This window comes from Serratia sp. CY81684, assembly GCF_052166595.1.
Classification (GTDB): domain Bacteria; phylum Pseudomonadota; class Gammaproteobacteria; order Enterobacterales; family Enterobacteriaceae; genus Serratia; species Serratia nematodiphila.
In genome coordinates this window covers 1,406,824-1,432,132 of the sequence record NZ_JBJNOO010000001.1, presented here as the reverse complement: position 1 = coordinate 1,432,132, position 25,309 = coordinate 1,406,824, and the positions used below count along the sequence as shown (strand labels likewise).

General features: G+C 61.0%; 27 protein-coding genes. 18 read left to right on the top strand and 9 right to left on the bottom strand.

All coding sequences use genetic code 11. The annotated features are described in order from the left end of the window. Window positions 1–86 precede the first annotated feature (86 nt). Window positions 87–632, top strand: a complete 546-nt coding sequence (locus ACJ8QF_RS07115) for an AAA family ATPase (RefSeq protein WP_004938455.1) — start codon at window positions 87–89, stop codon at window positions 630–632. Window positions 633–643: 11 nt separating this feature from the next. Here the strand turns inward: ACJ8QF_RS07115 and ACJ8QF_RS07110 are convergent, their stop codons facing one another. Both ACJ8QF_RS07110 and ACJ8QF_RS07105 read right to left on the bottom strand, forming a co-directional pair. Continuing rightward, the gene (locus tag ACJ8QF_RS07110; RefSeq protein WP_004938453.1) at window positions 644–1,648 is read right to left on the bottom strand and encodes a bile acid:sodium symporter family protein; all 1,005 of its coding nucleotides are present in this window, start codon (window positions 1,646–1,648) and stop codon (window positions 644–646) included. Window positions 1,649–1,720: 72 nt separating this feature from the next. Then, window positions 1,721–2,761: an oxidoreductase gene (locus ACJ8QF_RS07105; protein ID WP_004938449.1), complete on the bottom strand. Its 1,041-nt coding sequence runs from the start codon at window positions 2,759–2,761 to the stop codon at window positions 1,721–1,723. Window positions 2,762–2,985: 224 nt separating this feature from the next. Here ACJ8QF_RS07105 and ACJ8QF_RS07100 point away from each other — a divergent pair, with 224 nt between their 5' ends. The 4 genes from ACJ8QF_RS07100 (at window position 2,986) to rsxC (ending at window position 6,909) form a co-directional block, all read left to right on the top strand. Continuing rightward, on the top strand, window positions 2,986–3,426 hold the full coding sequence (locus tag ACJ8QF_RS07100) for a DUF2569 domain-containing protein (protein ID WP_004938446.1): 441 nt from the start codon (window positions 2,986–2,988) through the stop codon (window positions 3,424–3,426). Between the two features lie 135 nt (window positions 3,427–3,561). After that, entirely contained in the window at window positions 3,562–4,143 is a 582-nt protein-coding gene (gene rsxA / locus ACJ8QF_RS07095) for an electron transport complex subunit RsxA (RefSeq protein ID WP_004938443.1), read from the top strand. Continuing rightward, window positions 4,143–4,715, top strand: coding sequence for an electron transport complex subunit RsxB (rsxB, locus tag ACJ8QF_RS07090; protein WP_004938428.1), 573 nt, complete (start codon window positions 4,143–4,145; stop codon window positions 4,713–4,715). The genes rsxA and rsxB overlap by 1 nt, the downstream gene beginning before the upstream one ends. Then, window positions 4,708–6,909, top strand: coding sequence for an electron transport complex subunit RsxC (rsxC, locus tag ACJ8QF_RS07085; protein ID WP_131164257.1), 2,202 nt, complete (start codon window positions 4,708–4,710; stop codon window positions 6,907–6,909). The genes rsxB and rsxC overlap by 8 nt, the downstream gene beginning before the upstream one ends. Before the next feature lie 33 nt (window positions 6,910–6,942). On the opposite strand, the gene ACJ8QF_RS07080 is transcribed toward rsxC, so the two are convergent. Then, on the bottom strand, window positions 6,943–7,836 hold the full coding sequence (locus ACJ8QF_RS07080) for a helix-turn-helix domain-containing protein (RefSeq protein ID WP_004938420.1): 894 nt from the start codon (window positions 7,834–7,836) through the stop codon (window positions 6,943–6,945). Between the two features lie 365 nt (window positions 7,837–8,201). Between ACJ8QF_RS07080 and rsxD the strand changes: the two genes are divergently transcribed. From rsxD to dtpA, 5 genes are all read left to right on the top strand, one after another. After that, entirely contained in the window at window positions 8,202–9,287 is a 1,086-nt protein-coding gene (rsxD, locus tag ACJ8QF_RS07075; RefSeq protein WP_261125386.1) for an electron transport complex subunit RsxD, read from the top strand. Between the two features lie 9 nt (window positions 9,288–9,296). Next, window positions 9,297–9,926 carry an electron transport complex subunit RsxG gene (gene rsxG / locus ACJ8QF_RS07070; RefSeq protein WP_004938412.1) on the top strand — a complete coding sequence of 210 codons (630 nt, stop codon included), beginning with the start codon at window positions 9,297–9,299 and terminating at the stop codon, window positions 9,924–9,926. Next, a complete protein-coding gene (locus ACJ8QF_RS07065) occupies window positions 9,923–10,621 on the top strand; it encodes an electron transport complex subunit E (protein ID WP_004938409.1) in 699 nt (232 codons plus the stop codon). The genes rsxG and ACJ8QF_RS07065 overlap by 4 nt, the downstream gene beginning before the upstream one ends. Further along, on the top strand, window positions 10,621–11,262 hold the full coding sequence (nth, locus tag ACJ8QF_RS07060; protein ID WP_004938407.1) for an endonuclease III: 642 nt from the start codon (window positions 10,621–10,623) through the stop codon (window positions 11,260–11,262). Before ACJ8QF_RS07065 ends, nth begins: the two co-directional genes overlap by 1 nt. Window positions 11,263–11,867: 605 nt before the next feature. After that, complete coding sequence (dtpA, locus tag ACJ8QF_RS07055; protein WP_442537385.1) at window positions 11,868–13,382, top strand: dipeptide/tripeptide permease DtpA; 1,515 nt, start codon at window positions 11,868–11,870, stop codon at window positions 13,380–13,382. A gap of 75 nt (window positions 13,383–13,457) precedes the next feature. Here the strand turns inward: dtpA and ACJ8QF_RS07050 are convergent, their stop codons facing one another. After that, complete coding sequence (locus tag ACJ8QF_RS07050; RefSeq protein WP_280630585.1) at window positions 13,458–15,551, bottom strand: prolyl oligopeptidase family serine peptidase; 2,094 nt, start codon at window positions 15,549–15,551, stop codon at window positions 13,458–13,460. A 194-nt stretch (window positions 15,552–15,745) separates the two neighbouring features. Next, the gene (locus tag ACJ8QF_RS07045) at window positions 15,746–16,309 is read right to left on the bottom strand and encodes a helix-turn-helix domain-containing protein (protein WP_015377747.1); all 564 of its coding nucleotides are present in this window, start codon (window positions 16,307–16,309) and stop codon (window positions 15,746–15,748) included. 115 nt (window positions 16,310–16,424) lie between these two features. Here ACJ8QF_RS07045 and ACJ8QF_RS07040 point away from each other — a divergent pair, with 115 nt between their 5' ends. Together ACJ8QF_RS07040 and ACJ8QF_RS07035 are read left to right on the top strand one after the other, a co-directional pair. After that, window positions 16,425–17,612, top strand: a complete 1,188-nt coding sequence (locus tag ACJ8QF_RS07040; RefSeq protein ID WP_004938398.1) for a benzoate/H(+) symporter BenE family transporter — start codon at window positions 16,425–16,427, stop codon at window positions 17,610–17,612. Between the two features lie 100 nt (window positions 17,613–17,712). Next, entirely contained in the window at window positions 17,713–18,216 is a 504-nt protein-coding gene (locus ACJ8QF_RS07035; protein WP_004938395.1) for a cupin domain-containing protein, read from the top strand. Here the strand turns inward: ACJ8QF_RS07035 and ACJ8QF_RS07030 are convergent. Further along, a complete protein-coding gene (locus ACJ8QF_RS07030) occupies window positions 18,181–19,026 on the bottom strand; it encodes an aminoglycoside phosphotransferase family protein (RefSeq protein ID WP_370456260.1) in 846 nt (281 codons plus the stop codon). The genes ACJ8QF_RS07035 and ACJ8QF_RS07030 overlap by 36 nt on opposite strands. Before the next feature lie 190 nt (window positions 19,027–19,216). On the opposite strand from ACJ8QF_RS07030, the gene ACJ8QF_RS07025 reads away from it, so the two are divergent. Further along, a complete protein-coding gene (locus ACJ8QF_RS07025) occupies window positions 19,217–19,597 on the top strand; it encodes a RidA family protein (RefSeq protein WP_154870483.1) in 381 nt (126 codons plus the stop codon). 7 nt (window positions 19,598–19,604) lie between these two features. Here ACJ8QF_RS07025 and ACJ8QF_RS07020 read toward each other — a convergent pair whose 3' ends face one another. Then, window positions 19,605–19,985, bottom strand: coding sequence for a nuclear transport factor 2 family protein (locus tag ACJ8QF_RS07020; RefSeq protein WP_015377744.1), 381 nt, complete (start codon window positions 19,983–19,985; stop codon window positions 19,605–19,607). Between the two features lie 276 nt (window positions 19,986–20,261). Here ACJ8QF_RS07020 and ACJ8QF_RS07015 point away from each other — a divergent pair, with 276 nt between their 5' ends. Next, window positions 20,262–20,531, top strand: coding sequence for a hypothetical protein (locus ACJ8QF_RS07015; RefSeq protein ID WP_004938382.1), 270 nt, complete (start codon window positions 20,262–20,264; stop codon window positions 20,529–20,531). On the opposite strand, the gene ACJ8QF_RS07010 is transcribed toward ACJ8QF_RS07015, so the two are convergent. Beyond that, entirely contained in the window at window positions 20,528–20,920 is a 393-nt protein-coding gene (locus tag ACJ8QF_RS07010) for a nuclear transport factor 2 family protein (RefSeq protein ID WP_004938379.1), read from the bottom strand. The genes ACJ8QF_RS07015 and ACJ8QF_RS07010 overlap by 4 nt on opposite strands. Window positions 20,921–21,121: 201 nt before the next feature. Between ACJ8QF_RS07010 and ACJ8QF_RS07005 the strand changes: the two genes are divergently transcribed. The 4 genes from ACJ8QF_RS07005 (at window position 21,122) to gstA (ending at window position 24,115) form a co-directional block, all read left to right on the top strand. Next, entirely contained in the window at window positions 21,122–21,817 is a 696-nt protein-coding gene (locus ACJ8QF_RS07005; RefSeq protein WP_442537384.1) for an HD domain-containing protein, read from the top strand. A gap of 95 nt (window positions 21,818–21,912) precedes the next feature. Continuing rightward, entirely contained in the window at window positions 21,913–22,176 is a 264-nt protein-coding gene (locus ACJ8QF_RS07000) for a DUF3811 domain-containing protein (protein WP_322194177.1), read from the top strand. A 356-nt stretch (window positions 22,177–22,532) separates the two neighbouring features. After that, window positions 22,533–23,417: a 4-hydroxy-tetrahydrodipicolinate synthase gene (dapA, locus tag ACJ8QF_RS06995; protein WP_442537383.1), complete on the top strand. Its 885-nt coding sequence runs from the start codon at window positions 22,533–22,535 to the stop codon at window positions 23,415–23,417. A gap of 92 nt (window positions 23,418–23,509) precedes the next feature. Beyond that, the gene (gene gstA, locus ACJ8QF_RS06990; protein WP_004938367.1) at window positions 23,510–24,115 is read left to right on the top strand and encodes a glutathione transferase GstA; all 606 of its coding nucleotides are present in this window, start codon (window positions 23,510–23,512) and stop codon (window positions 24,113–24,115) included. A gap of 39 nt (window positions 24,116–24,154) precedes the next feature. Here the strand turns inward: gstA and pdxY are convergent, their stop codons facing one another. Then, window positions 24,155–25,015: a pyridoxal kinase PdxY gene (gene pdxY / locus ACJ8QF_RS06985; protein WP_176326231.1), complete on the bottom strand. Its 861-nt coding sequence runs from the start codon at window positions 25,013–25,015 to the stop codon at window positions 24,155–24,157. Window positions 25,016–25,309 lie beyond the last annotated feature (294 nt).

The window sequence follows — 25,309 nt, the reverse complement described above, 5'->3', positions numbered from 1 at the left end:
CTTCTTCTCATCCCCCGTTTTCTTCCGCCTGCTCGTCTTTATCGCTGTTTTCACCCCATCACTCTGTTGCAAGAGAGGAGATCCGTATGTCTGACAAACTACGCCGTATCGTGCTGACCGGCGGCCCGGGTTCGGGCAAAAGCACGCTCATCGACGTTCTTCATCGCCGCGGTTACCCGCATTCGCAGGAGGCGGGCCGGGCGATTATTCAGGATCAGGTGAGTATTGGCGGCAATGCGCTGCCGTGGGGCGATCGCCAGGCTTTCGCCGAGCGGATGCTCGATTGGGAACTGCGTTCATGGCGCGAAGCGACGGGCGCAACATGCTGGTTCTTCGATCGCGGCCTGCCGGATATCGCCGGTTACCTGACGCTGTGCGGATTATCGATCCCCGCCCCCTTAACGGCGGCGATCGACGCCTTTCGCTATGCCGATACGGTGTTCATCGCCCCGCCGTGGCGAGCGATTTATGCGCAGGACAGCGAGAGAAAACAGTCTTTCGCCGAAGCCGAGCAAACCTATCGGGCGATGGTGGCCATCTATCGCCGTTATGGCTATCGGCTGCAAGAGCTGCCGCGCGCCTCACCCGATGAGCGCGCCGACTTTCTGCTCGACGCGCTGAGCCACCGCTAGCGGCCTGCGGCCTATTTGGCCGCCAGCGCCTCCGCCTCGGCCCGCTGTTTGGCGGTTTTACGCGCATAGCGCTGCGCCAGCACCGCGCACACCATCAGTTGCACCTGGTGGAAAATCATCAGCGGCAGCACCATGGCGCCCACCGCCGCGGCCGGGAACAGCACGTTGGCCATCGGGATGCCGTTCGCCAGGCTCTTTTTCGAACCGCAGAACACAATGGTGATTTCATCGGCGGTGTTGAAGCCCAGCCAGCGCGCCGCGTAGGTGTTGATCACCAGCACCACCGTCAGCAGCACCAGCGACATCACCAGGATGGTCAGCAGCGACCAGCCGTCGATACGGTGCCAAATCCCTTCCACCACCGCCGCACTGAACGCGGTATACACCACCAGCAGGATCGACGAACGGTCGGTCAGGTTAATCAGTTTGCGATGGCGGTCGATCCACTTGCCGATCAGCGGCCGCGCCAGGTGGCCGATCACGAACGGCACCATCAGTTGCAGAATGATCGAACCGATGGCGTGCAGCACGTCGGTATTGCCGCCCTGGGTATGCATCAACGCCCCCACCAGCAGCGGCGACAGGAACACGCCAAGAATGCTGGACGCCGAGGCGCTACAGATCGCCGCCGCCACGTTGCCGCCCGCCGCCGAGGTAAAAGCGATGGCCGACTGCACCGTGGCCGGCAGCGCGCACAGATAGAGGAAGCCGAGATAGACCGTCGGCGTCATGATGCCCGGCACCAGCAGGTTCATCGCCAGCCCGAGCAGCGGGAACAGCGCAAAGGTGCTGAGGAACACCAGCAGATGCAGCTTCCAGTGGCTCATGCCGGCGACGATCGCCTCGCGCGACAGCTTGGCGCCGTGCATAAAGAACAGCAGCGCGATGGCGGCGGTGGTCAGGTGTTCAAAGAAGGTTTTCCAGATGCCTTCGCAGGGGAACAGCGAGGCGACGATCACCACCAAAATCAGAACCAGCAAAAATTTATCAATGCGCAAACGCTGCAACCAGGACATGAAACGAATTTCCTTGCACGTAAAGTCGTAAAAAGGCCCGACGTTGCGCCGGGCACAGAGAAATGGGCGGTATCAAACCACCGGCAGCGCCTGCTGCAGCCGGGCCGATTCCAGCCCCAGTTCAATCAATGCCATCACCGCGATGGCGTCGGCGGCCGGCACCGGGTTTTCGCCTATGCCGGTGATCGCGTCGCGCACCGCCGCGTAATAAGCCGGATAATTGCCGGGAATGTTGAGCAGCGGTTGTTCCGCCAGCAGATCGTCACGTGACAGCGTCACCACGCCGTCGCGCATGTCATAGCCCCAATCGGCCTGCGGCAAGCGCTCGCCGGCCTTCAGCCGGTCCTCCTGCGGATCGAGGCCGTATTTGACATAGCTGCCGCGGGTGCCGTGCACGACGTAGCGCGGGCTCTCCGCCGCCGCCAGCATGCTGGCGTGCAGCACCACGCGGCGATCGCCATAGCTCAGCAGCGCGTGAAAATAGTCCACCGCCTGTGCCCCCGGCCGCAGCTCACCCAGATCGACGAACAGCCGCTCGGGTTTGCCGAAGAGTTGCAGCGCCTGATCGAGCAGATGCGGCCCCAAATCGAACCAGATGCCGCTGCCGGCGCCGCCCTGTTCGCGCCAGCGCTGGCGCACCTGTGGCCGGTAGCGATCGAAATGCGACTCGAAATACACCACCTCGCCCAACGAACCGTCGTTCAGCAGCGCTTTGAGGGTCAGGAAATCGCTGTCCCAGCGACGGTTGTGGAACACCGACAGCAGTAAACCGCTCTGCTGCGCCTGCTGTTGCAGCGCCTGTGCTTGTGACAGCGTCACGGTAAACGGTTTATCCACCACCACGTGCTTGCCGGCGGCCAGCGCCTGTTGCGCCAGCGGGAAATGGGTATCGTTGGGGGTAGGAATGACGATCAGATCGAGGGCCGGATCGGCGAACAGCGCTTGCGCATCCCCCACGACCGTCATCGACGGCCAGTCGGCGTGCACTTTGCCGGCATCGCTGCTGGAAACGGCGGCCAGTTCCAGCCCCGGCGTACCGGCGATTAGCGGCGCATGAAAGGTTTTACCGGCGTAGCCGTAACCGACCAGCCCGACACGAATTTTTTCAGCCATGGGATTTCCTCTTGCAGGCTCACGACAGACCCTTTCGATTTGACACCATGCGGCCGGATGGAACAAGAAGTAAATGAGATGTTAATTCGAAGCAAGGCCGGAGTAGCCAAACGTGCGGCCCGGCGCCGCAATGCCGAGCTATCCGCTTGATAGAGATGACGAAGCCTATATTACCCGCTAAGCTATGCCGCCTGTGATCCCCGATTCAATCAGGAAGCCGTTTTATGTCTCAAGCTGAATACTCTCGTATCGGCGGTTGGTTGCTGGCCCCGCTGGCCTATCTGATCGTTACCCTGCTCAGCGCCAGCCTGATGCTGCTCCTGTACGCCATGGCGATCTTCATGCCCGAGTCGCGCGACTATCTGTTGACCAACGCCCAGGCGTTTACCCTGCAATGGTACTTTTCGGTGCTGACCACGCTCTTGATGTGGGGCTTTACCCTGTGGCTGGTGTTTCTGTTCTGCCAGCGGTCGCAGCGCTTCCCTAAACTGTTCCTGCTGTGGCTGCTGATCACGGTGATCCTGGCGGTGAAAGCCTTCGCCTTCGCGCCGGTGCCGGACGAAGTGGCGGTGCGCAGCCTCGGCTGGCCGCTACTGATGGCGGCGCTGCTGGTGCCTTATATCAAGCGCTCGCAGCGGGTCAAAGGCACCTTTACCGAACGTTAAAGGCGGTTGCAGCACGTTTTATCGGGTATTTTGTGTAAATTTTCACCAAAAAAGGCAATACCCCTGCGATTCATATGTTGTCGTCCGGCCGCCGATTCCCGATAATAGGCGGCTTTTATTTTTTTAGGCATCGCAATGACCGAATACCTGCTCCTGTTTGTCGGCACCGTACTGGTGAACAACTTCGTTCTGGTGAAGTTTCTTGGCCTGTGCCCGTTCCTCGGCGTTTCCAAGAAGCTGGAAAGCGCCATCGGCATGGGAATGGCCACCACCTTCGTCATGACGCTGGCCTCCGTCAGCGCCTGGGTGATCAACACCTTTATTCTGGTTCCGCTGGATCTGGTGTACCTGCGCACGCTCTCCTTCATTCTGGTGATCGCCGTCGTCGTGCAGTTCACCGAGATGGTAGTGCGCAAAACCAGCCCGGCGCTCTACCGCCTGCTGGGCATCTTCCTGCCGCTGATCACCACCAACTGTGCGGTGCTGGGCGTGGCGCTGCTTAACGTCAACCTCGGCTACAACTTCCTGCAGTCCGCCGTTTACGGCTTTAGCGCCGCCGCCGGTTTCTCGCTGGTGATGGTGCTGTTCGCCGCCATTCGCGAACGTCTGGCGGTGGCCGACGTGCCGGCGCCGTTCCGCGGCTCCTCGATCGCGCTGATCACCGCCGGGCTGATGTCGCTGGCCTTTATGGGCTTTACCGGGCTGGTGAAATTCTAATGACTGCGTTGTGGATAGCTATCGCGGCTTTGAGCGCGCTCGGGCTGCTGTTCGGACTGGTGCTGGGCTACGCCGCGCGCCGTTTTGAGGTGGAAGAGGATCCGGTCGCCGAGCAGGTCGATGCGATCCTGCCGCAGAGCCAGTGCGGCCAGTGCGGCTACCCCGGCTGTCGCCCCTATGCCGAGGCGGTGGCCAACGGCGAGATGATCAACAAATGCGCGCCAGGCGGCGAACAGGTGATGCTGAAACTGGCGGAGCTGCTCAACGTCGAGCCGCAGCCGCTGGGCAGCGAAGCCGCCGCCGAGCCGGAGCGTAAAGTGGCCTATATCGACGAGGCCAACTGCATCGGCTGCACCAAGTGCATTCAGGCCTGCCCGGTGGACGCCATCGTCGGCGCCACCCGCGCCATGCACACCGTCATCACCGACCTCTGTACTGGCTGCGATCTGTGCGTCGCCCCTTGCCCTACCGACTGTATTGAAATGAGACCGGTCGCTACCACCACCGCCAACTGGAAGTGGGACATGAAGACGATCCCGGTGCAAGTGATCCACGTGGAGCAACATGCTTAATCTGTTCGCCGCCTTTAAAAAAGACCGGATCTGGGATTTCGACGGCGGGATCCATCCACCGGAAATGAAAACGCAGTCCAGCGGTGCGCCGCTGCGTGTCGCGCCCCTGCCCAAGACCTTTATCATTCCGCTGCAACAGCATCTGGGGCCGGAAGGCGAGCTGTGCGTCAGCGCCGGCGATCGGGTGTTGAAAGGCCAGCCGCTGACCGTCGGCCGCGGCCGCACCGTGCCGGTGCACGCCCCGACCTCGGGCACCGTCAGCGCCATTACGCCGCACATCACCGCGCACCCGTCCGGGCTGACGGAGCTGTGCGTGATTATTGAGGCAGATGGGGAAGACCGCTGGTGCGAGCGCGATCCGGTGGCGGACTATCGCCAATCGCCCGCCGCGGAACTGATTCAACGTATTCATCAGGCCGGTATCGCCGGCCTGGGCGGCGCAGGTTTCCCGACCGCCAGCAAACTGCAAGGCGGCATGAGCGGCGTGGAAACGCTGATCCTCAACGCCGCCGAGTGTGAGCCTTACATTACCGCCGACGACCGTCTGATGCAGGAACATGCCGCTCAGATCATTGAAGGCACGCAGATCCTGCAACACATTCTGCAACCCAAGCTCACGTTGATCGGCATCGAAGACAATAAACCGGAGGCAATCGCGGCGCTGAAACAGGCGTTGCGCGGCCAGCCCGGCATTGCGCTGCGCGTCATCCCGACCAAATACCCGTCCGGCGGCGCCAAGCAGCTGACCAAAATTTTGACCGGCAAGGAAGTGCCGCACGGTAAGCACTCCTCCGCTATCGGCGTATTGATGCAAAACGTCGGCACCGCCTTCGCCATCAAGCGAGCGATCGTCGACGGCGAACCGCTGATTGAGCGCGTAGTGACCCTGACCGGCGAGGCGATCGAGCGCCCCGGCAATCTGTGGGCTCGCATCGGCACGCCGGTGCAGCACCTGCTCGACTTCGTCGGTTTCCGTCCGCAGGCGCAGCAGATGGTGGTCATGGGCGGCCCGCTGATGGGCTTCACCCTGCCCGCGCTGAACGTGCCGATCGTCAAGATCAGCAACTGCATTCTGGCACCGACGGTGGATGAAATGACGCCGCAGGAACCGGAGCAGTCCTGCATCCGCTGCGGCCTGTGCGTAGACGCTTGCCCTGCCGGGCTGCTGCCGCAACAGCTGTACTGGTTCAGCCGCGGGCAGGAGCACGACAAGGCGCGCAACCATAACCTGTTCGACTGCATCGAATGCGGTGCCTGCGCGTTCGTCTGCCCCAGCAATATCCCGCTGGTACAGTACTACCGGCAGGAAAAGGCCGAAATCAAGGCTATCGATCTGGAAGCGGCGCGCACCGCCGAGGCCAAGGCGCGTTACGAGGCCAAGCTGGCGCGTCTGGAGCGTGAAAAACTGGCGCGTGAAGAGCGACATAAAAAGGCCGCCGTCAAACTGACCGACGACGATCAGGGCGCAGTGCAGGCCGCGCTGGCGCGCGTGCGCAGCAAGAATGCCGAAGCGGCGGTTACGCCGGTCAACGGCCAGCAGCCGGATAACAGCGAGATGATCGCTGCCCGCGAAGCACGTAAAGCGCAGGCGCGCGAACGTCGTGCCCAGCTGGCTGCCGAGGTGGAAACGGAAGCGCCACCGGCGACCGCTGGCGACGACGCGCGTAAAGCCGCCGTGGCCGCGGCGCTGGCCCGCGTGAAAGCGCGCAAAGAGGCGCCGGCAGCAGACAGCTCCGCCCCGGCGGCAACAGAGGACGATCCGCGTAAAGCGGCCGTTGCGGCCGCCCTGGCGCGCGTGAAGGCCAAAAAGGCAGAGCAGCAGGCGGATGCCCCTGCGCCGGCGGAAACGACGCTGGCTGCAGCCGAAGAAGATCCGCGCAAGGCGGCAGTCGCGGCGGCACTGGCGCGCGTAAAAGCCAAGAAAGCGGCGCAGCAGGCGGATGCCCCTGCGCCGGCGGAAACGACGCCGGCTGCCGCCGAAGAAGATCCGCGCAAGGCGGCGGTCGCGGCGGCACTGGCGCGCGTAAAAGCCAAGAAAGCGGCGCAGCAGGCGGATGCCCCTGCACCGACGGAACCGGCGCCGGCTGCAGCCGAAGAAGATCCGCGCAAGGCGGCGGTCGCGGCGGCTATCGCCCGCGCCAAGGCCAAAAAAGCCGCCAGAGAATCGCTGGCGGCGGAAACGGAAGACAAATAATGATAGCGGCGCCTGGCTGACGCCAGGTGCCATTTAATCGATAGAAATCAGGTAGGTGTAATCCACTTCAATCTGACGCAGTTTGGATTCAGGATTCCACTCTTTGGTTTGAATGATCTCCATTTCCATACTGCCGCGCACTTTATCCTTCAACCCCGGCATCACATGCGACATTAGGTAACCGAAAAACTGCAAACACTCTTTCGCCGACCCCTTATGGTTGATAGAGATAAACTCGCGGCTCGGCAAATGGAAGGTGTCTATCTGATGGTTGGAAAGAATATCCTTTCTGTGTTCAGGATCAACCGCCATCACCAGCGTGGATGAGAGCTCGTCGCCCTCCCCGGCATGAGGGGAATAGATGCTGTAAATCCGCCGACAGTCGACGTGCAGCCCCTTGAAGAAGTCGTTGAAAATCTCGTCCTTCATCGCCATGCAGGAAGAGTACTCCAGCTCCTGTTCGGAGGCGAAATCCAGCCGGCGCGTGAAGCCGACCAGCTGCATGTCGGGCAGCGTCAGCCGCTTCACTTCCGGGTAATAACCGGCGCCGTAGCTGGCTTCGAAGTTAAAGCGCGGCATCAGGTTTTTCACGTCCCAGTGCTCCATCGAGCGGTAGCGATTGGGGGTGGTGCCGAAGCGCTGCTTGAACATGCGGGTAAAGGTCTGTTGAGAGTCGAAGCCCAGCTCATCGGAGATGTCGATGATGGAGCGACGAGTAATGCGCAACGCCACCGCGGCGCGCGTCAGGATGCGCGAACGGATATAGGTGGCGAGTTGAATGCCGGTAATACGCTTGAATTTACGCTGCAGGTGCCACTTGGAATAGCCCGAAATACGCGCGACTTCATCCAGGTTTGGCCGTTTCTCCAGATGTATCTCCACCCACTCAATTAGCTCTTCAATAAAAAAAATGTCTTCATTTGTCATTATTATGGGTTCACTGACTCAATAATGTTCGCGATAGTAACCTACACGGATTATGTGAAAGTTGTTATTTTGTGCGGAAATCTGGAGAGAAATGATATCTCATTCAGACGTTTACCCCATTTCCCGCGGTCGATGGCGGCACAAGTTCCACTGACAATTCCTCACGTTAGCCCATTTCCCGGCCAAAAAAAAATCAAATCGCGCCACCCCGATCGCCAGATGTGCGGAAAGCCGAATACCCCTATCATTAAGGCGTATTACCCTCGCATCGAATCAGGTAGAATGCTCGGCTATCATTTTTGCCGCGCCCGCAGTATGGCGCATCGAAACTGCCGCAGGCGCGGCGCAGAAGGTATCGTTACTCTATGAAGTTCAGGCCGGTATCACCCACAGCCGCCAAAGGCTTACACATCGCCAGCTCGCCTTTCACCCACAACCAGCAAAGCACCAGCCGCATTATGCTGTGGGTCATGTTGGCGTGCATTCCCGGCATTGCGGCGCAGATTTGGTTTTTCGGCTACGGCGTGCTGATTCAGGTGGCGCTGGCGGCGATCGTCGCGCTGGCTGCAGAAGGCGCGATCCTCAGGCTGCGCAAGCTGCCGGTGCGCAGCCGGCTGGCGGATAACTCCGCCCTGCTGACCGCGCTGCTGCTCGGCATCAGCCTGCCGCCGCTGGCGCCGTGGTGGATGATCGTTATCGGCACCTTCTTCGCCATCGTTATCGCCAAACAGCTGTATGGCGGCCTCGGGCAGAACCCGTTCAACCCGGCGATGGTCGGTTACGTAGTGCTGCTGATCTCCTTCCCGGTGCAGATGACCAGCTGGCTGCCGCCGGATGAACTGCGCGCCACCGCGCTGTCGCTCCACGACACGCTGCTGGCGATTTTCAGCGGCCATACCGCACAGGGCGCGACGCTGCACGAACTGCAGATGGGCGTGGACGGCATCAGCCAGGCCACGCCGCTCGACGGTTTCAAAACCGGCCTGCGCAGCGGCCACAGCGTGGAACAGGTGTTGCAGCAGCCGCTGTTCGGCGGCGCGCTGGCCGGTATCGGCTGGCAGTGGGTCAACCTCGGTTTCCTGGCCGGCGGCCTGTTTATGCTGGCGCGCCGCCTGATCCATTGGCAAATCCCTTTCAGCATGTTGGCCGCCATCGCCTTCTGCTCCGGTCTGGCCTGGTGGCTCGATCCGGCGCATCAGGCTTCGCCGCTGATCCATCTGTTCTCCGGCGCCAGCATGCTGGGTGCGTTCTTTATCGCCACCGATCCGGTCAGCGCCTCCACCACGCCGAAGGGCCGCTTAATCTACGGCGCGCTGATCGGCGTGCTGGTCTGGCTGATCCGCGTCTATGGCGGCTACCCTGATGGTGTGGCCTTCGCCGTGCTGCTCGCCAACATCACCGTTCCGTTAATCGACCACTACACGCAGCCGCGCGTGTACGGCCATCGCTAAGGAGCCGCCATGCTGAATTCCATGAGAAAGCACGGCACCACGCTGGCGGTGTTTGCGGCGGTCACCACCGGCCTGACCGCCGTGGTTTACGCCCTGACGAAAACCACCATTGCCCATCAGGCGGCGCTGCAGCAAAAAGCGCTGCTCGATCAGGTGGTGCCGCCGGAAAACTACGACAACATCATGCAGAACGAATGCCTGCTGGTCAGCGATCCGGCGCTGGGCGACGGCGCGCCGCACCGCTTGTACCTGGCGCGCAAAAACGGGCAGCCGACGGCTGCCGCGCTGGAAACCACCGCGCCGGACGGCTACTCCGGCGCCATCAAGCTGCTGGTCGGCGCCGATTTCAACGGCACGGTGCTCGGCACCCGGGTGATTGAACACCACGAAACGCCTGGGCTGGGTGACAAAATTGAACTGCGCATTTCCGACTGGATTTCCTTCTTCAGCGGCAAGAAAATCGAAGGCCCGGACGATAAGCGCTGGGCGGTGAAGAAAGACGGCGGCATGTTCGACCAATTCACCGGCGCGACCATCACCCCGCGGGCGGTGGTCAATGCGGTGCGCCGCACGGCGTTGTATATGGAAACGCTGCCGCCTAAACTTGAAAGCTTACCTGCGTGTGGAGCCGCCGAATGAGTGAAGCCAAAGAATTGATCGTTCAGGGGTTGTGGAAAAACAACTCCGCCCTGGTGCAGTTGCTGGGCATGTGTCCGTTGCTGGCGGTGACCTCCACCGTCACCAACGCGCTGGGCCTGGGGTTGGCCACCACGCTGGTGCTGACGCTGACCAACGCCTCCATCTCCGCGGTGCGCCGGTGGGTGCCGAGCGAAGTGCGTATTCCGATCTACGTGATGATCATCGCCGCGGTGGTGAGCATCGTGCAGATGCTGATCAACGCCTATGCCTTCGGCCTGTATCAGTCGCTCGGCATCTTTATTCCATTGATCGTGACCAACTGCATCGTGGTCGGCCGCGCCGAAGCGGTGGCCGCCAAGAAGCCGGTCGGCCTCTCGGCGCTGGACGGCATGGCCATCGGCCTTGGCGCCACCGGCGTGATGGTGACGCTGGGCTCGATGCGCGAACTGCTGGGCAACGGTACGCTGTTCGACGGCGCCGACCAACTGCTGGGCGGCTGGGCCAAGTCGCTGCGCATCGAAGTGGTGCATTTCGACAGCCCATTCCTGCTGGCGATGCTGCCGCCGGGCGCCTTTATCGGCCTGGGGCTGCTGCTGGCGGTCAAATATCTGATCGACGAAAAAATGAAGGCGCGCAAAGCCCGCGCCGTGGCGGCGGAACCGCTGCTGGAACAAGGACGTGCTGAGAAGGCCTGATGAACAAGCAGAAGCGACTGGAAATTCTGACCCGGCTGCGCGACAACAATCCGCACCCGACCACCGAGCTGGTGTACACCACGCCGTTTGAACTGCTGATTGCCGTGCTGCTGTCTGCGCAGGCCACCGACGTGAGCGTCAACAAGGCGACCGCCAGACTTTACCCGGTCGCCAACACCCCCGCCGCCATGCTGGCGCTGGGGGTTGATGGCGTCAAGGAGTACATCAAGACTATCGGCCTGTTCAACAGCAAGGCCGAAAACGTGATCAAAACCTGCCGTATGCTGCTGGAGCTGCACGGCGGCGAAGTGCCGGAAGATCGCGCCGCGCTGGAAGCGCTGCCGGGCGTCGGCCGCAAGACCGCCAACGTGGTGCTCAATACCGCCTTCGGCTGGGCGACCATCGCCGTGGACACCCACATCTTCCGGGTGTGCAACCGCACCCACTTCGCGCCGGGCAAGAACGTCGATCAGGTGGAAGAGAAGCTGTTGAAGGTGGTGCCCGCCGAATTCAAGGTCGATTGCCACCACTGGCTGATCCTGCACGGGCGCTACACCTGCATCGCGCGCAAACCGCGCTGCGGCTCCTGCATCATCGAAGACCTGTGCGAGTATAAAGAGAAAGTTTATCCAGAATCCTGAATCTGACGGGTGCGGCAAACCGCCCCCGTCGCCGCCACTTCCCCCCGCCAGCGCCTCTTTTTTATCGGAAATGTGATATCGCGCAGCAGTAACCCCGGCGTTATCACGGTTTTCAGTGAAAAACTCAGTGCCGCGTTATTTTCAAGCGAAAAATTAGTCAAAAATTGCGGTGAACGTCACGCTTTCAGGATCACAAGGCGTTCACAAATGCCAGCCCCGTTTTCCTAAATTTCTATAATTTTACAAAATGCCGCATATGCACAACATTCCAATGGATTAACAACCACACATACACTGATGCGCTAAAAAATAGCAATTCAGCAGAATATATCCCTGTTTAAAATCCGTATAGCTTTTAATCAAAACAAAAAATCGGCAAACCATTAAAACCCGAAAGTTAATACTGCATAACATTTGCAACATCGCAGCATAATCCTGCGAGCGTTAAATGTAACCGAATATGACAAACTGCTTGCCACGTTGACAAAGATAGTGAACATTAACCGCCGTCCCCATCCTATAACAACGCAAAAGGATGCCGTTCCGCATCAACTTTTGTACTTTCCCGTCCTCCAAAGACGGGCTGCGAAAAAACAGAGGTACCAGTGTCAACAGCAAACAACCAACACCCGGAGAGCGTTAGCCTTAACGCGTTCAAACAGCCGAAAGCGTTCTACCTGATCTTCTCGATCGAACTGTGGGAGCGTTTCGGCTATTACGGCCTGCAGGGCATCATGGCGGTTTATCTGGTCAAGATGCTCGGCATGAGCGAAGCCGATTCCATCACCCTGTTCTCTTCTTTCAGCGCCCTGGTATACGGCTTCGTCGCCATCGGCGGCTGGCTGGGCGACAAGGTGCTGGGCGCCAAACGCGTGATCGTGCTCGGCGCACTGGTGCTGGCCGCCGGTTACGCCATGGTGGCCTACTCCGGCCACGACATCTTCTGGGTTTACATGGGCATGGCGACCATCGCCGTGGGCAGCGGCCTGTTCAAGGCTAACCCGTCCTCCCTGCTGTCCACCTGCTATGAGAAAGATGACCCGCGCATCGACGGCGCTTTCACCATGTACTACATGTCGGTGAACATCGGTTCCTTCTTCTCCATGCTGGCCACCCCGTGGCTGGCGGCGAAATACGGCTGGAGCGTGGCGTTCTCCCTGAGCGTGGTCGGCATGCTGATCACCCTGGTCAACTTTATGATGTGCCACAAGTGGGTGAAGGAAAACGGCTCCAGACCTGACTTCAAGCCGCTGCATCTGCCGAAGCTGCTGATGGTGCTGGTCGGCATCGTGGCGTTGATCGCCGTGTCCAGCTGGCTGCTGCACAACCAGGTGATCGCGCGCTGGGCGTTGGCCCTCGTTTCCGCTGGTATCGTTCTGGTGTTCGCCAAGGAAACCTTCGCCCTGCACGGCGCCGCACGCCGCAAGATGATCGTCGCCTTCCTGCTGATGCTGGAAGCGGTGGTGTTCTTCGTGCTGTACAGCCAGATGCCAACCTCGCTGAACTTCTTCGCCATCCATAACGTGGAACACAGCATCTTCGGCGTCGCCTTCGAGCCGGAGCAGTATCAGGCGCTGAACCCGTTCTGGATCATGCTCGCCAGCCCGGTTCTGGCCGCGCTGTATAACAAAATGGGCGATCGCCTGCCGATGCCGCACAAGTTCGCTTTCGGCATGATCCTCTGCTCCTGCGCCTTCCTGGTGCTGCCATGGGGTGCCAGCTTCGCCAACGAACAGGGCATCGTGTCGGTCAACTGGCTGATCCTGAGCTACGCGCTGCAGAGCATCGGCGAGCTGATGATTTCCGGCCTGGGTCTGGCGATGGTGGCACAGCTGGTGCCACAGCGTCTGATGGGCTTCATCATGGGCTCCTGGTTCCTGACTACCGCCGCCGCCGCGCTGATCGCCGGTAAGGTTGCCGGTCTGACCGCCGTGCCAAGCGACATCAACGACGCGCACGCTTCGCTGGCCATCTACAGCCATGTGTTTATGCAGATCGGCATCGTCACCGCCGTCATCGCTATCCTGATGATGCTGACCGCGCCGAAGCTGTACCGCATGACGCTGGACACCACCGAAGACGCCAATCAGAAAGCGCAGGAAGCCACTGCGGCTAGCTGACCGCCGGCGGATTGAGCGTAAATAAAAACACCGGGGTTAACGCCCCGGTGTTTTTTTATGCCGCAAGAAAAAGGCTTACGCTGACTTGGGTTTGCCGCTCAGGTTGGCCCACATGAATTCGCTTACCAGTGCGCTGTGGAACGCCGCCTGCTGCTTGTCGGCGGCGGCGCTGTGCCCGCCTTCGGTATTTTCATAGAAATAGGCCTGCTGATACCCCATCGCCTGCATGCGCGCCGCCATTTTGCGGGCGTGGGCCGGGTTGACCCGATCGTCGCTGGTCGCGGTATAGAACAGCACCGGCGGGTAGGCCGTCTGCGCCTGAATGTTGTGGTATGGCGAGAAGGTCTTGATGTAGGCCCACTCCTCCGGCTTGCTCGGATCGCCGTATTCGGCGATCCACGACGCGCCGGCGGAAAGCTGGGTATAGCGCTGCATGTCCAGCAGCGGCACTTCGCAGACGATGCAGCCGAACAGCTGCGGATACAGCGTCAGCATATTGCCCACCAGCAGGCCGCCGTTGCTGCCGCCGCGTGCGCCGAGATGCGGCGCCGAGGTCACCTTGCGTGCGATGAGATCTTCGGCCACGGCGGCGAAATCCTCATAGGCGCGATGGCGGTTCTGCTTGAGCGCCGCCTGATGCCAGGCCGGGCCGTATTCGCCGCCGCCGCGGATGTTGGCCACCACGTACACCCCGCCGCGCTCCAGCCAGGCCGGCGCCTTGCCGCCGAGATAGCCCGGCAACAGCGGCACTTCAAACCCGCCGTAGCCATACAGCAGCGTCGGCGTGCTGCCGTCCAGCTTGAGATCTTTGGCGGCGATCTGGAAATACGGCACGCGGGTGCCGTCCTTGGAGCGCGCGAAATGCTGGCTGGCCTGATAGCCGGCGGCGTCAAAGTCCTGCGGCGCCTGTTTCAACAACGTCGCCTCACCGCCGTCGAGATTGCCCATATACAGCGAGGTCGGCTGCAGGAACCCGCTGACGGTCAGGAAATAGGCGTTGCTCTCTTCGTCGATGCCGCCGGCGGAAAGGGTGCTGATGGCGCCTGGATTACCCAGCGGACGACGCTGCCAGCTGCCGCCCTGCGGCGTCAGCACCTCCAGCCGGTTGACCACGTTATCCATGATGCTGAGGATCAGGTGATCGCGGGTGCCGCTGTAGCCGCTCAGCGCCTGCTCCGCCGTCGGGGTAAACAGCAGCTGCAGCTCGCGCTTGCCCGCCAGATAGTCATCGAAGTTGGCCGCCAGCAGCGCGCCGGACGGATAACGCTTGCCGCCCACTTCCCAGTCGCTGCTCGGTTTGATCAGCAGCCATTCCCGATGCGTGTCCAGCTCGGCGTCGGCCGGGATGTCGATTTTTTTCTGCCGACCATCCTGAGCCAGCAAGAAATAGTCACGGCGATAGAAGTCCAGGCTGCGGCCGACGAAATCGCGCTCAAAGCCCGGCGTGCGATCGTGATAGGCGAAGACCGCCATGTCCTCGGGCTGCGCTTCGTACAGCGTTTCGGCGGCGCTCAGCGGCGTGCCGCGCCGCCAGCGTTTGGCGATGCGCGCATAGCCGGACTGGGTCATCGAGCCGGGGCCGAAGTCGGTGGCGATGAACAGCGTGTCCCGATCGACCCAGGAAACCCGGCTTTTCGCCACCGGCACGTTGAAACCGTCTTTGACGAAACGTTTGGCAACCAGATCGAATTCGCGGATTTCGGTGGCGTCACCGCCGTCCGGCGACAGCTGCATCAGGCAATAACGGTATTCCGGCGCCAGCGGTTGCGAGCCCTGATAAACCCAATCCTTGCCCTCCGCTTTGCCCAACGCATCGATATCCAGCACCGTCTCCCAGGCCGGTTTGGCCTTGCGGTACTCGTCCAGCGTGGTGCGCCGCAGCAGGCCACGCGGGTTGGCCTGATCCTGCCAGAAGTTGTAATAGTACTCGCCGCGTTTGCTCACCCACGGGATCTGGGTGTCTTTATTGAGGATATCCAGGACTTCGCGCTCAATGCGCTGAAAGTCTTCGCCCTGACCGAAACGTGTCACGGTGCGCTGATTTTCCTGCTGCACCCATTGCAGCGCTTTTTTACCCTGCAGCTCTTCCAGCCACAGGAATTCATCGCCGGCGGCCGCGCCGCCCTCCGCCGCCATCGCCAGGCGGATACTGTTGGGTAATGAAGTCATCGCGAATACGGCTCCTGCGGTTTGCGCACTGAGTTTAATGAACTGACGTCGATTGGTGACCGGCAAAATCAAGCTCCTTTTGAGTCGGCTGCAACGCCGCCCCGTCATGGGCGACAGCCTGTGAAATAAGAGTCATTTTCAACAAGGTAGGCGTTTGGCGGCGCGGAGTCAAAGCCCACGGCCGCCGCGTTGAGTCAGGATTGAGGATAGTGGATCAGATCGTGGATACGCACCGTTTGTGAACCGGCGTTGCGGTAGGCATGCGGCCGATCGGCCTGAAAGCGCATCGCCTCGCCGGCCGCCAAGCTGTGCCACGCGCCGTCTATCGCCAATTCCAACCGGCCGCTGATCACGATCACATGCTCGATCACGCCCGGCTCATGCGGCGACGATTCGCTGAGCGCACCCGGCGCGAGATCGATGACGAACATATCGAAACCCAGCTGGCGATCGTAGGGAAACAGCGGCACCACGCGCATGTCGGCGTTGTCCTGATCGTACACCGGCAGATCGCCATAGCGGTGCAACGTCGCCTGCTGCTGCGCGGGTGAGGCCTCAAGAAAGGCGGAAAACGCCACGTTGAAACCGGTGGCGATCTTCCACAGCGTCGCCACCGTCGGGCTGGACTCGCCGCGTTCGATCTGCCCGAGCATCGCCTTGCTGACGCCGGTGTATTCCGCCGCCTGCGTCAGGCTCCAGCCGCGCTGTGCGCGCAGCGTGCGAAGGGTGTGCGCCAAATGGCCGGCAAGTTCCTGCATCCAGTTCTCCTCTGCGTGTCGAGCCCGATTATACCCGCTTGTGCGCTATAGCGCACGATGCTATGCTGATTTCTCGCCGTGCGTTATAACGCACAACCACCGATTGGAGCTGCTCATGCGCCCTGCCGTCACCCTGCGTCATCTGACCCTGCCCGCCGTCATGGCCGGCTTTGTCGCCGTTCTGGTCGGTTACACCAGCTCTGCCGCCATCATTTTCCAGGCCGCCGCCGCCGCGGGCGCTACGCCGGCGCAGATCGGCGGCTGGCTGAGCACACTTGGGATCGCAATGGGCGTCACTTCCCTCGGGCTGTCGCTTTACTATCGCACCCCGATCCTCACCGCCTGGTCGACGCCCGGCGCGGCGCTGCTGGTCACCAGCCTGCCCGGCACGCCGATCAACGAGGCGATCGGGGTGTTTATCTTCGCTTCCGGTCTGATCCTGCTCTGCGGCGTCACCGGGCTGTTCGCTCGCCTGATGGATTATATTCCGCAGGCGATTTCCGCCGCGATGCTGGCGGGGATCCTGCTGCGTTTCGGGCTGGACGCCTTCGCTTCGCTGCAGCTCAATTTCCTCCTCAGCGCCGGTATGGGGCTGACCTATCTGCTCAGCCGCCGTTACCTGCCGCGCTACGCCATCGTATTGACGCTGGCGATTGGGCTGGCGATCGCCGCGCTGCAGGGCGATATCCAGCTGACGCAACAGACGCCGGCGTTCGCCGTGCCGGAATTTATCGCGCCGCATTTCAGCTGGCCGACGCTGCTCGGCATCGGCGTGCCCTTCTTCGTGGTGACCATGGCTTCACAGAACGCTCCCGGGATCGCTACGCTGCAGGCGGCGGGTTACCGTGTCCCCACCTCACCGCTGATCGCCTGGACGGCGCTGACCGCGCTGCTGCTGGCGCCATTCGGCGGTTTCTCGGTGTGCATCGCCGCCATTACCGCCGCCATTTGCATGGGGCCGGACGTGCATCCCGATCCGCAGCGGCGCTATATGGGCGCGGTGGCCGCCGGCGGCTTCTATTTATTGGCCGGGTTGTTCGGCGGCGCCATCGGCTTGCTGTTCAGCGCGTTGCCGGTCGCCTTGATCCACACCATCGCCGGGCTGGCGCTGCTCGGCACCATCGGCGGCAGCCTGCAGCGCGCGCTGCATGATGAGAAACAGCGCGACGCGGCGCTGATCGCCTTCCTCATCACCGCCTCCGGCGTCACATTACTGGGCATCGGTTCGGCCTTCTGGGGCATTGTCGGCGGCGCCATCGCCCATCTGCTGCTGTCGCTGCCGCGGCGAACCTCCGAGGCGTAACGGGCGGTCTACATTGACAAGCGACGCCGTGGCGCCTTCACTTTCTCTGTCGTCTGACTGTCAATTCACCTAATAAGTGACGCCGTCACCAAGGAAGCTTATGACTGAGAAAGCTGCGCTGTTGGCTCAGCGCCTGATACGCAATGTCGAACAGGTAGAGATGAAACATGACCGGCGGCCGCCGTTGTATGACAGCGTCGGCGCCCGTCTCGGCACCGGCACCGCCGCCGACAAGCTGGGCGCCTCTTTCGATTGTGTGGCGCCGGGCATGCGTTCCTGCCCCTACCATTTTCACTACGCTCAGGAGGAAATGTTCATCATTCTGGAAGGCAGCGGTACGCTGCGGGTGGCAGGAGAAATGCTGCCGATCGTCAGCGGGGATGTCATCTTCATTCCGCCGGGCCCGGAATACCCGCACCAGATCATCAACACTTCCGATGCGCCGCTGAAGTACCTGTCCGTCAGCACGCGCGAACAGCCGGAGCTGGTGATGTACCCGGATTCCGGCAAATACCAGGCGATGGCGCGCAGCGCAGACGGCGAGCAGGTGCGCTACCTGCAGCGCCCTTCAACCTCGCTCGATTACTGGCAGGATGAACCCTGAATCGCCGTCCGGCAACGGGATATCCAACGCGCGCGCCGCCAGTTCGGCCACGCGAAAGTCAATGTCAGCCGCCTGCCCGTCTTCCATGAACCAGGCGGCGGAGAGCCCCGACCAGGCCAGGATCCATTGCAGCAAGCGCCGGCGATCCAACCCGGCCAATCGGCACACCTGTTCCACGCGGCGCTGGAAAATGGCCGGATCGGTGGCGATACCGTAGTTGGGATTGCAGAAGATATTGGCGTAATCGAAGCCCCGTTCACCGTACAAACGCTTGGGGTCGATCGCCAGCCAGCCGCGTTCGCCAAAGTCGAGCACATTGTCATGGTGGATATCGCCGTGCAGCACGCTTTCTTCTCGCGGGCTGCTCAGCAATTCCGCCGCCGTTGTGGCGCTGAGGCGCAGCATGCCGCCGTGCGCCTGCGCCGCCGGCCACAGCGAGCTGAACCACTCCTGCAGCGGGATCAATTCGGGCAGTGGTGCCTCTCGCGGCGCATGCAAGGCGGCGATCGCCCGGCACAGGATCTGCGTGGCCTGCTCATCGTCGCCATCACGCACCAGCTGCGCCAACGAACCTTCGCCCTGCGCGCGCTCCAGCAGAATGCCGTCGTCGTGCCACGCCAGCACCAGCGCGGCGCCTTCCCCGCGCCACCAGCACATTAGCCGGCCACCGAAGCGCTCCTCCTGCTCGCGGGCGATCTTCAGCATGGCGGCCTCGCCCCGGTAACGCACCGGCATCAGCAGACTGCTGTGGGTTTCGAAGGCTTTGCCATCCTGTTCCAGTTGCCAGCGTTGCAGGTAGGGAGTAAAAATCGGGTTCATCGTCTCATGCGTCCTTGTGGCCGAGCTGCGCCGCACTGTCACATTCGGGTGAAGACGACGTATAAAATAAAGAGGGATGATACTCTCAAATATCATCGGTGCGCGGCGCCTGGCCGCCGTTTCTTCAGTATCCTAACCAAGTTTGTCGATTTTATTAACCGGTCTTGCGCGGGGTTTGACCATGACATCATTAAAACGCACGAATTATCCGCAGTTGCCGACGCCGGGCGGCCCCTATGTGCATGCGGTGCGCCACGGCGATCGCTTATACGTTTCCGGATTGACGGCCTACGCCACCGACGCTCAGGGATTGAGCGCGCCGGAGCAAACGCAGGAGATCCTCGAACAGCTGGCCACCATTGCCGCCAGCGAAGGCGTCAACCTCAAGGCATTGATTAAAATCAGCGTGTTCCTGACCGACATCGCCGATCTGGCGGGCGTGCGCCCGGTGCTGTTTGACTATTTCGATGGCGCGCTGCCGGCCTGTTCACTGATGGCGGTCAGCGCGTTGTTCTCACCCGCGGTGTCTGTGGAAATAGAGGCGGTGATGGCGTTGCAGTAATGCGCGGCTAGAGCGCGCCCTCATCCGGCACGCAGGGGCCGATCTTGAACCAGGCTTTGGCGATCCGCCCCTGTTCCACTTCATAGATGGCGATGACATCCATTTTGCCGCGCCCCTGCGGGAAATTGCGCGTCACCACTTCCTGATCGACCACCATATTGCCTACCGCCATGCGTTTTATCCGTTCGCCATACAGACTCGGCTCCTGGAAACGCACCAGATGCCGTTCACGGATCGCCGCCTTGCCGCTGGCCAGCAGCGTGTCTGGATGCTCGTAATACTGGGCGTCGTCCGCCCAGCAGGCCATAAAGGCCTCGATGTCGCGGGCGTTATAGGCGTCAAGCTGTTGTTGAACCACATCCTGCGGGCGTGCCGTTTTATCGTTCATCACATCCTCCTGCCGAAGTTAACCGCCGCATGCGTCGAACCCATCACGTTAACCGCCCAGTGCTGCAGCTTGATGACACGGCGAATTATGAATAAAAACCCAAAAATAACGAATAAATAACCTATCACGCCCGATGAACAATTCAAGCGCCCACGCATAAATTTTCTGCGCCGCGCCAGGGGCGGTGAAAACCGCATGACGCCGCGCGTTAATCTTTGCGACGGTGAGGGAAATTCTGCTAATTTAGCGTGAACAGCCTGACGATAACGAAACGCTATGCAGCAAAAACCGGTGTTGGACGAAGCCAGACAGTTAAAACGACTCAACGCCGCCACGCGGCGCCAATCCCATATGTACAAATGGATCGCGCTGATTGCGGCGCTGGATGCGCTGTTGGTGTTTTGGTATGACCGGGATATGCGCAACGTCACCTTCTCGGGAGCGGTTGCGCTGGTGTGCGGCTATTTGTGGATCCGCGATCGCAACAAGGCCCGGGGTTACCGGCGCGAGTTTGACCGCAAATTCGGCAAGCGCAGCGGCGATTAAGGCTGCATCGCCTCCAACACTTTAGCACTGTCGACGATCTGCACGAACTTCACGATTTTGCCGGCGCGCAGCGTATAAATATGCGCAAAAGAGGCGCTGAAGGATTTGCCGGTGGCCCGGTAGGTGCCGTGATAAAAACCCTGAGCGATCACGTTGTCGCCGGCGTCGTAAAAGTGATCGACGTCGGCGCGGTAACCTTGCCATTCGCTGCCCAGGCGCTGATGCACGTTCTTGATGATGTTCTCCGGGCCGATATAGGTACCGGCGTAAGGGAAACCGGCGGCTTCGGTCCACTCGGCATCGGGGGCCAGCGCCGCCAGCAGATTGCGGCCGTTTTCTTCGGAGCTGCCTTCATAGGTTGCGCGCACTATTTCAAGAGGGGTTGGCATGTCTCTTCTCCCATGGCTGATGAGGATATTCCGGCCATCCCCGCGGACACAGGCTCTCACCAGGCGGAGACGGCGGAATTCGGCTATTCTAGGTTGCTTGTTTCGCTGCAAAAACCGCAGTTATGACAATAGTGGGTTGCACTTTAGTAAACAATAGCCGTTTTACTGTCATCCTCCCGGCATCCGGCACGGCTATGCTGATTGACCGATTTCCCCCAACAGGAGCTGAACGTGTCTTTACCCTCGCTGACGCAAGAGCTGTTACAACCGTTTTCCCCCTACCTGGCGCTGGCACAAACGTTGCTGCCGCTCACCCTCGAGTCGGACGACGGTTCGCATGACGTCGCGCACCTGCACCGGGTCTGGAAGAACTGCCGTCGGATCAGCAAGCTGGAAGGCGGCGACCGGCGCATTCTCTGCGCGGCGGTGCTGCTGCACGACGCCGTCGCGGTGGAAAAGAATTCGCCGCAGCGCCATCTGGCCTCGCGCATGGCGGCAGAGCAAGCCACGCTGACGCTGGCCCGGCTGGAATGGGCGCCGGCGGACATCGCGGCGGTGGCTCACGCCATTGAAGCGCACAGTTTTTCCGCCGGCATCCCGCCGCAAACGCTGGAGGCGAAGATCCTGCAGGATGCCGATCGCCTCGACGCTATCGGCCTTATCGGCGTGGCGCGCTGCTTCTATATCGGCGGCCGCATGCGCAGCGCGCTGTATGACGCCGCCGACCCGCGGGCCGAACATCGTCAATACGACGACAAGCGTTTCTGCCTCGACCACTTCGAAACCAAACTGTTCAAGCTGCAAGACGGCTTCCAGACCGCCGCCGGGCGGCAGATGGCCGAACAGCGCACCGAACGCATGCGGCGCTTTGTCGACGATCTGCTGGAGGAGGTGTAATGCCGGCCTACGGGGCATTTTCGTTATGCCCATAACATTTTCGGTCATATAACGCCGCTAAACTGTAAGTCAACTTCACCGAACGGGCGGCACAGATGAAAAAGTTGACGTTGAAAGAGATGACGGAAAGCGAACAGCGGGAAGTGAAAACCGAATTGGACAAGGCGCGTAAAAGCCATGGCAGGCCGCTGACCAACGCCGAACAGCACAAGGTCAAGGATGAAGTGGTGGCGCGCATCATGGCCGCCAGAGCGAAACTCGCCAAGGCGGAGCGTGCAGAACGCAAAGCCAACCGCTACCGGCCAAGCAGCGACACTTTCAGTTGGTCTGCCACCATCGGCTCCCGCCCGCCGCGCTGAGCCAACCCTCCCCGCCGCGGCGGGGATTTTTATTTATTAGCCAAACTCATCCTCACCGGCGAATCATGAATAACAATGTTATCAATCTGTTGTAAATTGACAGCCTGATGAAGAATATTCATTATCACCCCACTTCCCCTTTTCGCGAGACTGCCATGGCCTACCCACGCAACGCTGATTTTCTGATGACGCCTGCGTTGCCCCTTGGCGGTTTGGCGGCGGTTACATCGAAGAAACAGACGCTCATTTGACCGGGGCGCGCTGTCCCGTCAGATGAGCTGACTGGATGGCACGCAACGCCCCGCCTTCAATTTTCTCATCTGGCTTCTCTGTCGGTCACACAGAAGGAATATTTTATGGCCTCATTTTCGGGTATTTGGGTGGCGATGGTTACCCCTTTCAATCACGACGCCGTCGACCTGCCGGCGGTGCAACGCCTGGCGCGGCACCTGCTCGACGCCGGCATCGATGGTCTGGTGGTCTGCGGCTCCACCGGTGAAGCCGCCGCGCTGAGCAAACAAGAACAGCTGGCAGTGCTCGACGCCGTATTGGAAGTGGCGCCTGCACGCCAGGTGGTGATGGGCCTTTCCGGCAATAACATGGCCGCCACGCTGCAGATGCAGCAGGCCATTCAGCTGCGCGACATCGCCGGCGTGCTGATCCCGGCGCCTTACTACATCCGCCCTTCGCAATGCGGCCTGATCGACTATTTTACCCAGTTGGCCGACGCCTCCACCGTTCCGGTGATCCTGTACAACATCCCGCAGCGCACCGGCATCGCCATGGAGCTGGCCACGCTGCGCCGGCTCGCACGCCATCCGCGCATCACCGCCATCAAGGACTGCGGCGGCAACCCTGACACCACCATGGCGCTGATCGCCGATGGCGAAATCGATGTGATGACCGGGGAAGACAATCTGATCCTCACCACGCTGTGCCTCGGTGGCACCGGCGCCATCTCCGCCGCCGCGCATGTTCACCCGAAACGTTTCGTCCAGCTGGTGCAGCAGGTCGCCGCCGGCGATCTGGCTGCGGCGCGCAGCAACTTCTACGAGCTGCTGCCGATGATCCACCAGATGTTCAGCTTCCCGAATCCGGCGCCGGTCAAGACGGTGCTGGCCCAGCAGGGGCTGATCGCCAACGAACTGCGCTCGCCGATGCAAGTGGCGCCACCGGCGCTGCAGCAGCAGATCGCCGCGACGCTGGCGCAGCTGCAACCCGCCGAGGCGATCGTCGGTTAAATTTGTTAGCTAAGCCGCTGTAATTTTGGTGCTATGGGACTACGATGAGAGGTTAAGCATGCCCGTCATTCGTCATCAACAAGGAGCTTCCGATGAAACTGTTCTATAAAGCCGGCGCCTGTTCGCTGTCCCCGCATATCGTGTTGCGTGAGGCAGGGCTGGATTTTACGGCGGAGAAGGTCGATCTGGCGCAGAAGAAAACCGAGAGCGGCGCCGATTACCTCGCCATCAACCCCAAGGGACAGGTCCCGGCGCTGCTGCTGGATGACGGCAGCCTGCTGACCGAAGGCGTGGCGATCGTGCAATATCTGGCGGACCGTGTGCCGGATCGCAACCTAATCCCGGCGGCGGGCACCCTGTCGCGCTACCACGCGATCGAATGGCTGAACTACATTGCCACCGAGCTGCACAAAGGATTCAGCCCGCTGTTCAACCCGAAAACGCCCGAGGAATACAAAACCATCGCGCGCGCCAGGCTGGAGCAACAGTTCAGCTATCTGGATTCGGTGCTGGCGAAGCAGCACTTCCTGTTGGGAAACCGTTTCAGCGTGGCCGACGCCTATCTGTTCACCGTGTTGCGTTGGGCGTTCGCCCTGCAGTTCGACGTGCGCAAACACGCCCATCTGGCGGCCTGGTTCGATCGCGTTGCGGCGCGCCCGGCGGTGGATGCGGCGCTGAACGCCGAAGGATTGAAGTAAACATTCGGCCCCGGTGGCTATCGCCGGGGCCCGTTGCACTTACAGTTTTACCGCTTTGAACTCGCTGCGCGGTTGCACGATCCGATCCTGTGCCGCCACTACCTGCAGTTCGTACTCGCCCATCGCCTGCGTGGTCAGCATCACCTCATACACGGCGGCGGTCACGTGCTCCAGCGCTTTATCCAGCGCCTCGCCCTTCAGCAGATCCACCAGCAGCAGACCACTGGTCAAATCGCCGACGCCGACCGGTTGACGCGCGCCGAAGTCCACCAGCGGCCGGCTGATGTGCCAGGCCTCCTCCGCCGTCACCAGCAGCATTTCAAAACAGTCGGCGTGATAGCCGGCCCGGGCCAGATGCTTGACCAGCACCAGCCGCGGCCCTTTGGCGATCAGCGCGCGGGCGGCCTGCACCGCATCGGCCACGTTGGCGACGGCCATCTGGCTCAGCATCTCCAACTCCAGCAGGTTCGGCGCCATCATGTCGCTGCACGGCAACGCCTGGCGGCAGTGAAACTCGGCCACGCCCGGCGCCACGATGCAGCCTTTTTCCGGATGTCCCATCACCGGATCGCAGAAATACCAGGCATTCGGGTTCGCCTGCTTAACCTGGCGCACGATCTCCAGAATATGGTCGCCCTGCTCCGGCGAACCGATATAGCCACTCAACACCGCATCACAGCGCTTCAGTTGATCGATATTGGCGATGCCCTGCGCGATCTCGGTCAGGTGATTGGCCGGCATGACGCAGCCGGTCCACTGGCCGTATTGCGTATGGTTGGAGAACTGTACCGTGTTCAGCGGCCAGACGTTGGCGCCCATACGGCGCATCGGAAATTCAGCCGCACTGTTGCCGGCGTGACCAAACACCACGTGCGACTGGATAGAAAGAATGTTTTTCATCGGAACAACTGACCTCGCCATGCCGTGTGCATCAGCCCGCGGCGAAATGATAATGGGTGCACAACGCGAAAACGTCATGCCGGCGCTGTTAAAAACAAGAAATGAGAGGAATTTTTATGCTTTCGACGGCGGCATATTGTAGCGAAAAGTCCGATCCAAAAAAAGCCGAGAACCGACCGACAAGGCAGTGACAGCCGGAAAAATCAGGCCATCCTCAGACTGACCTAACATTGCATTTCGGCCCTTATGAACTGTAATTGTCTATTCATTCACTATCACTTCAGCGTATCCAGA

Excerpts from the sequence above, each read along its gene's own strand:
- ACJ8QF_RS07025 (WP_154870483.1), top strand. The coding sequence starts at position 19,217 with ATGACATCATTAAAACGCACGAATTATCCGCAGTTGCCGACGCCGGGC.
- pdxY (WP_176326231.1), bottom strand. The coding sequence starts at position 25,015 with ATGAAAAACATTCTTTCTATCCAGTCGCACGTGGTGTTTGGTCACGCC.
- ACJ8QF_RS07050 (WP_280630585.1), bottom strand. The coding sequence starts at position 15,551 with ATGACTTCATTACCCAACAGTATCCGCCTGGCGATGGCGGCGGAGGGC.
- ACJ8QF_RS07105 (WP_004938449.1), bottom strand. The coding sequence starts at position 2,761 with ATGGCTGAAAAAATTCGTGTCGGGCTGGTCGGTTACGGCTACGCCGGT.
- ACJ8QF_RS07010 (WP_004938379.1), bottom strand. The coding sequence starts at position 20,920 with ATGCCAACCCCTCTTGAAATAGTGCGCGCAACCTATGAAGGCAGCTCC.
- rsxG (WP_004938412.1), top strand. The coding sequence starts at position 9,297 with ATGCTGAATTCCATGAGAAAGCACGGCACCACGCTGGCGGTGTTTGCG.
- ACJ8QF_RS07100 (WP_004938446.1), top strand. The coding sequence starts at position 2,986 with ATGTCTCAAGCTGAATACTCTCGTATCGGCGGTTGGTTGCTGGCCCCG.
- dapA (WP_442537383.1), top strand. The coding sequence starts at position 22,533 with ATGGCCTCATTTTCGGGTATTTGGGTGGCGATGGTTACCCCTTTCAAT.
- ACJ8QF_RS07065 (WP_004938409.1), top strand. The coding sequence starts at position 9,923 with ATGAGTGAAGCCAAAGAATTGATCGTTCAGGGGTTGTGGAAAAACAAC.
- gstA (WP_004938367.1), top strand. The coding sequence starts at position 23,510 with ATGAAACTGTTCTATAAAGCCGGCGCCTGTTCGCTGTCCCCGCATATC.
- ACJ8QF_RS07115 (WP_004938455.1), top strand. The coding sequence starts at position 87 with ATGTCTGACAAACTACGCCGTATCGTGCTGACCGGCGGCCCGGGTTCG.
- rsxA (WP_004938443.1), top strand. The coding sequence starts at position 3,562 with ATGACCGAATACCTGCTCCTGTTTGTCGGCACCGTACTGGTGAACAAC.
- ACJ8QF_RS07080 (WP_004938420.1), bottom strand. The coding sequence starts at position 7,836 with ATGACAAATGAAGACATTTTTTTTATTGAAGAGCTAATTGAGTGGGTG.
- ACJ8QF_RS07035 (WP_004938395.1), top strand. The coding sequence starts at position 17,713 with ATGACTGAGAAAGCTGCGCTGTTGGCTCAGCGCCTGATACGCAATGTC.
- ACJ8QF_RS07045 (WP_015377747.1), bottom strand. The coding sequence starts at position 16,309 with ATGCAGGAACTTGCCGGCCATTTGGCGCACACCCTTCGCACGCTGCGC.
- nth (WP_004938407.1), top strand. The coding sequence starts at position 10,621 with ATGAACAAGCAGAAGCGACTGGAAATTCTGACCCGGCTGCGCGACAAC.
- rsxC (WP_131164257.1), top strand. The coding sequence starts at position 4,708 with ATGCTTAATCTGTTCGCCGCCTTTAAAAAAGACCGGATCTGGGATTTC.
- ACJ8QF_RS07040 (WP_004938398.1), top strand. The coding sequence starts at position 16,425 with ATGCGCCCTGCCGTCACCCTGCGTCATCTGACCCTGCCCGCCGTCATG.
- ACJ8QF_RS07110 (WP_004938453.1), bottom strand. The coding sequence starts at position 1,648 with ATGTCCTGGTTGCAGCGTTTGCGCATTGATAAATTTTTGCTGGTTCTG.
- rsxD (WP_261125386.1), top strand. The coding sequence starts at position 8,202 with ATGAAGTTCAGGCCGGTATCACCCACAGCCGCCAAAGGCTTACACATC.
- ACJ8QF_RS07015 (WP_004938382.1), top strand. The coding sequence starts at position 20,262 with ATGCAGCAAAAACCGGTGTTGGACGAAGCCAGACAGTTAAAACGACTC.
- ACJ8QF_RS07020 (WP_015377744.1), bottom strand. The coding sequence starts at position 19,985 with ATGAACGATAAAACGGCACGCCCGCAGGATGTGGTTCAACAACAGCTT.
- ACJ8QF_RS07000 (WP_322194177.1), top strand. The coding sequence starts at position 21,913 with ATGAAAAAGTTGACGTTGAAAGAGATGACGGAAAGCGAACAGCGGGAA.
- rsxB (WP_004938428.1), top strand. The coding sequence starts at position 4,143 with ATGACTGCGTTGTGGATAGCTATCGCGGCTTTGAGCGCGCTCGGGCTG.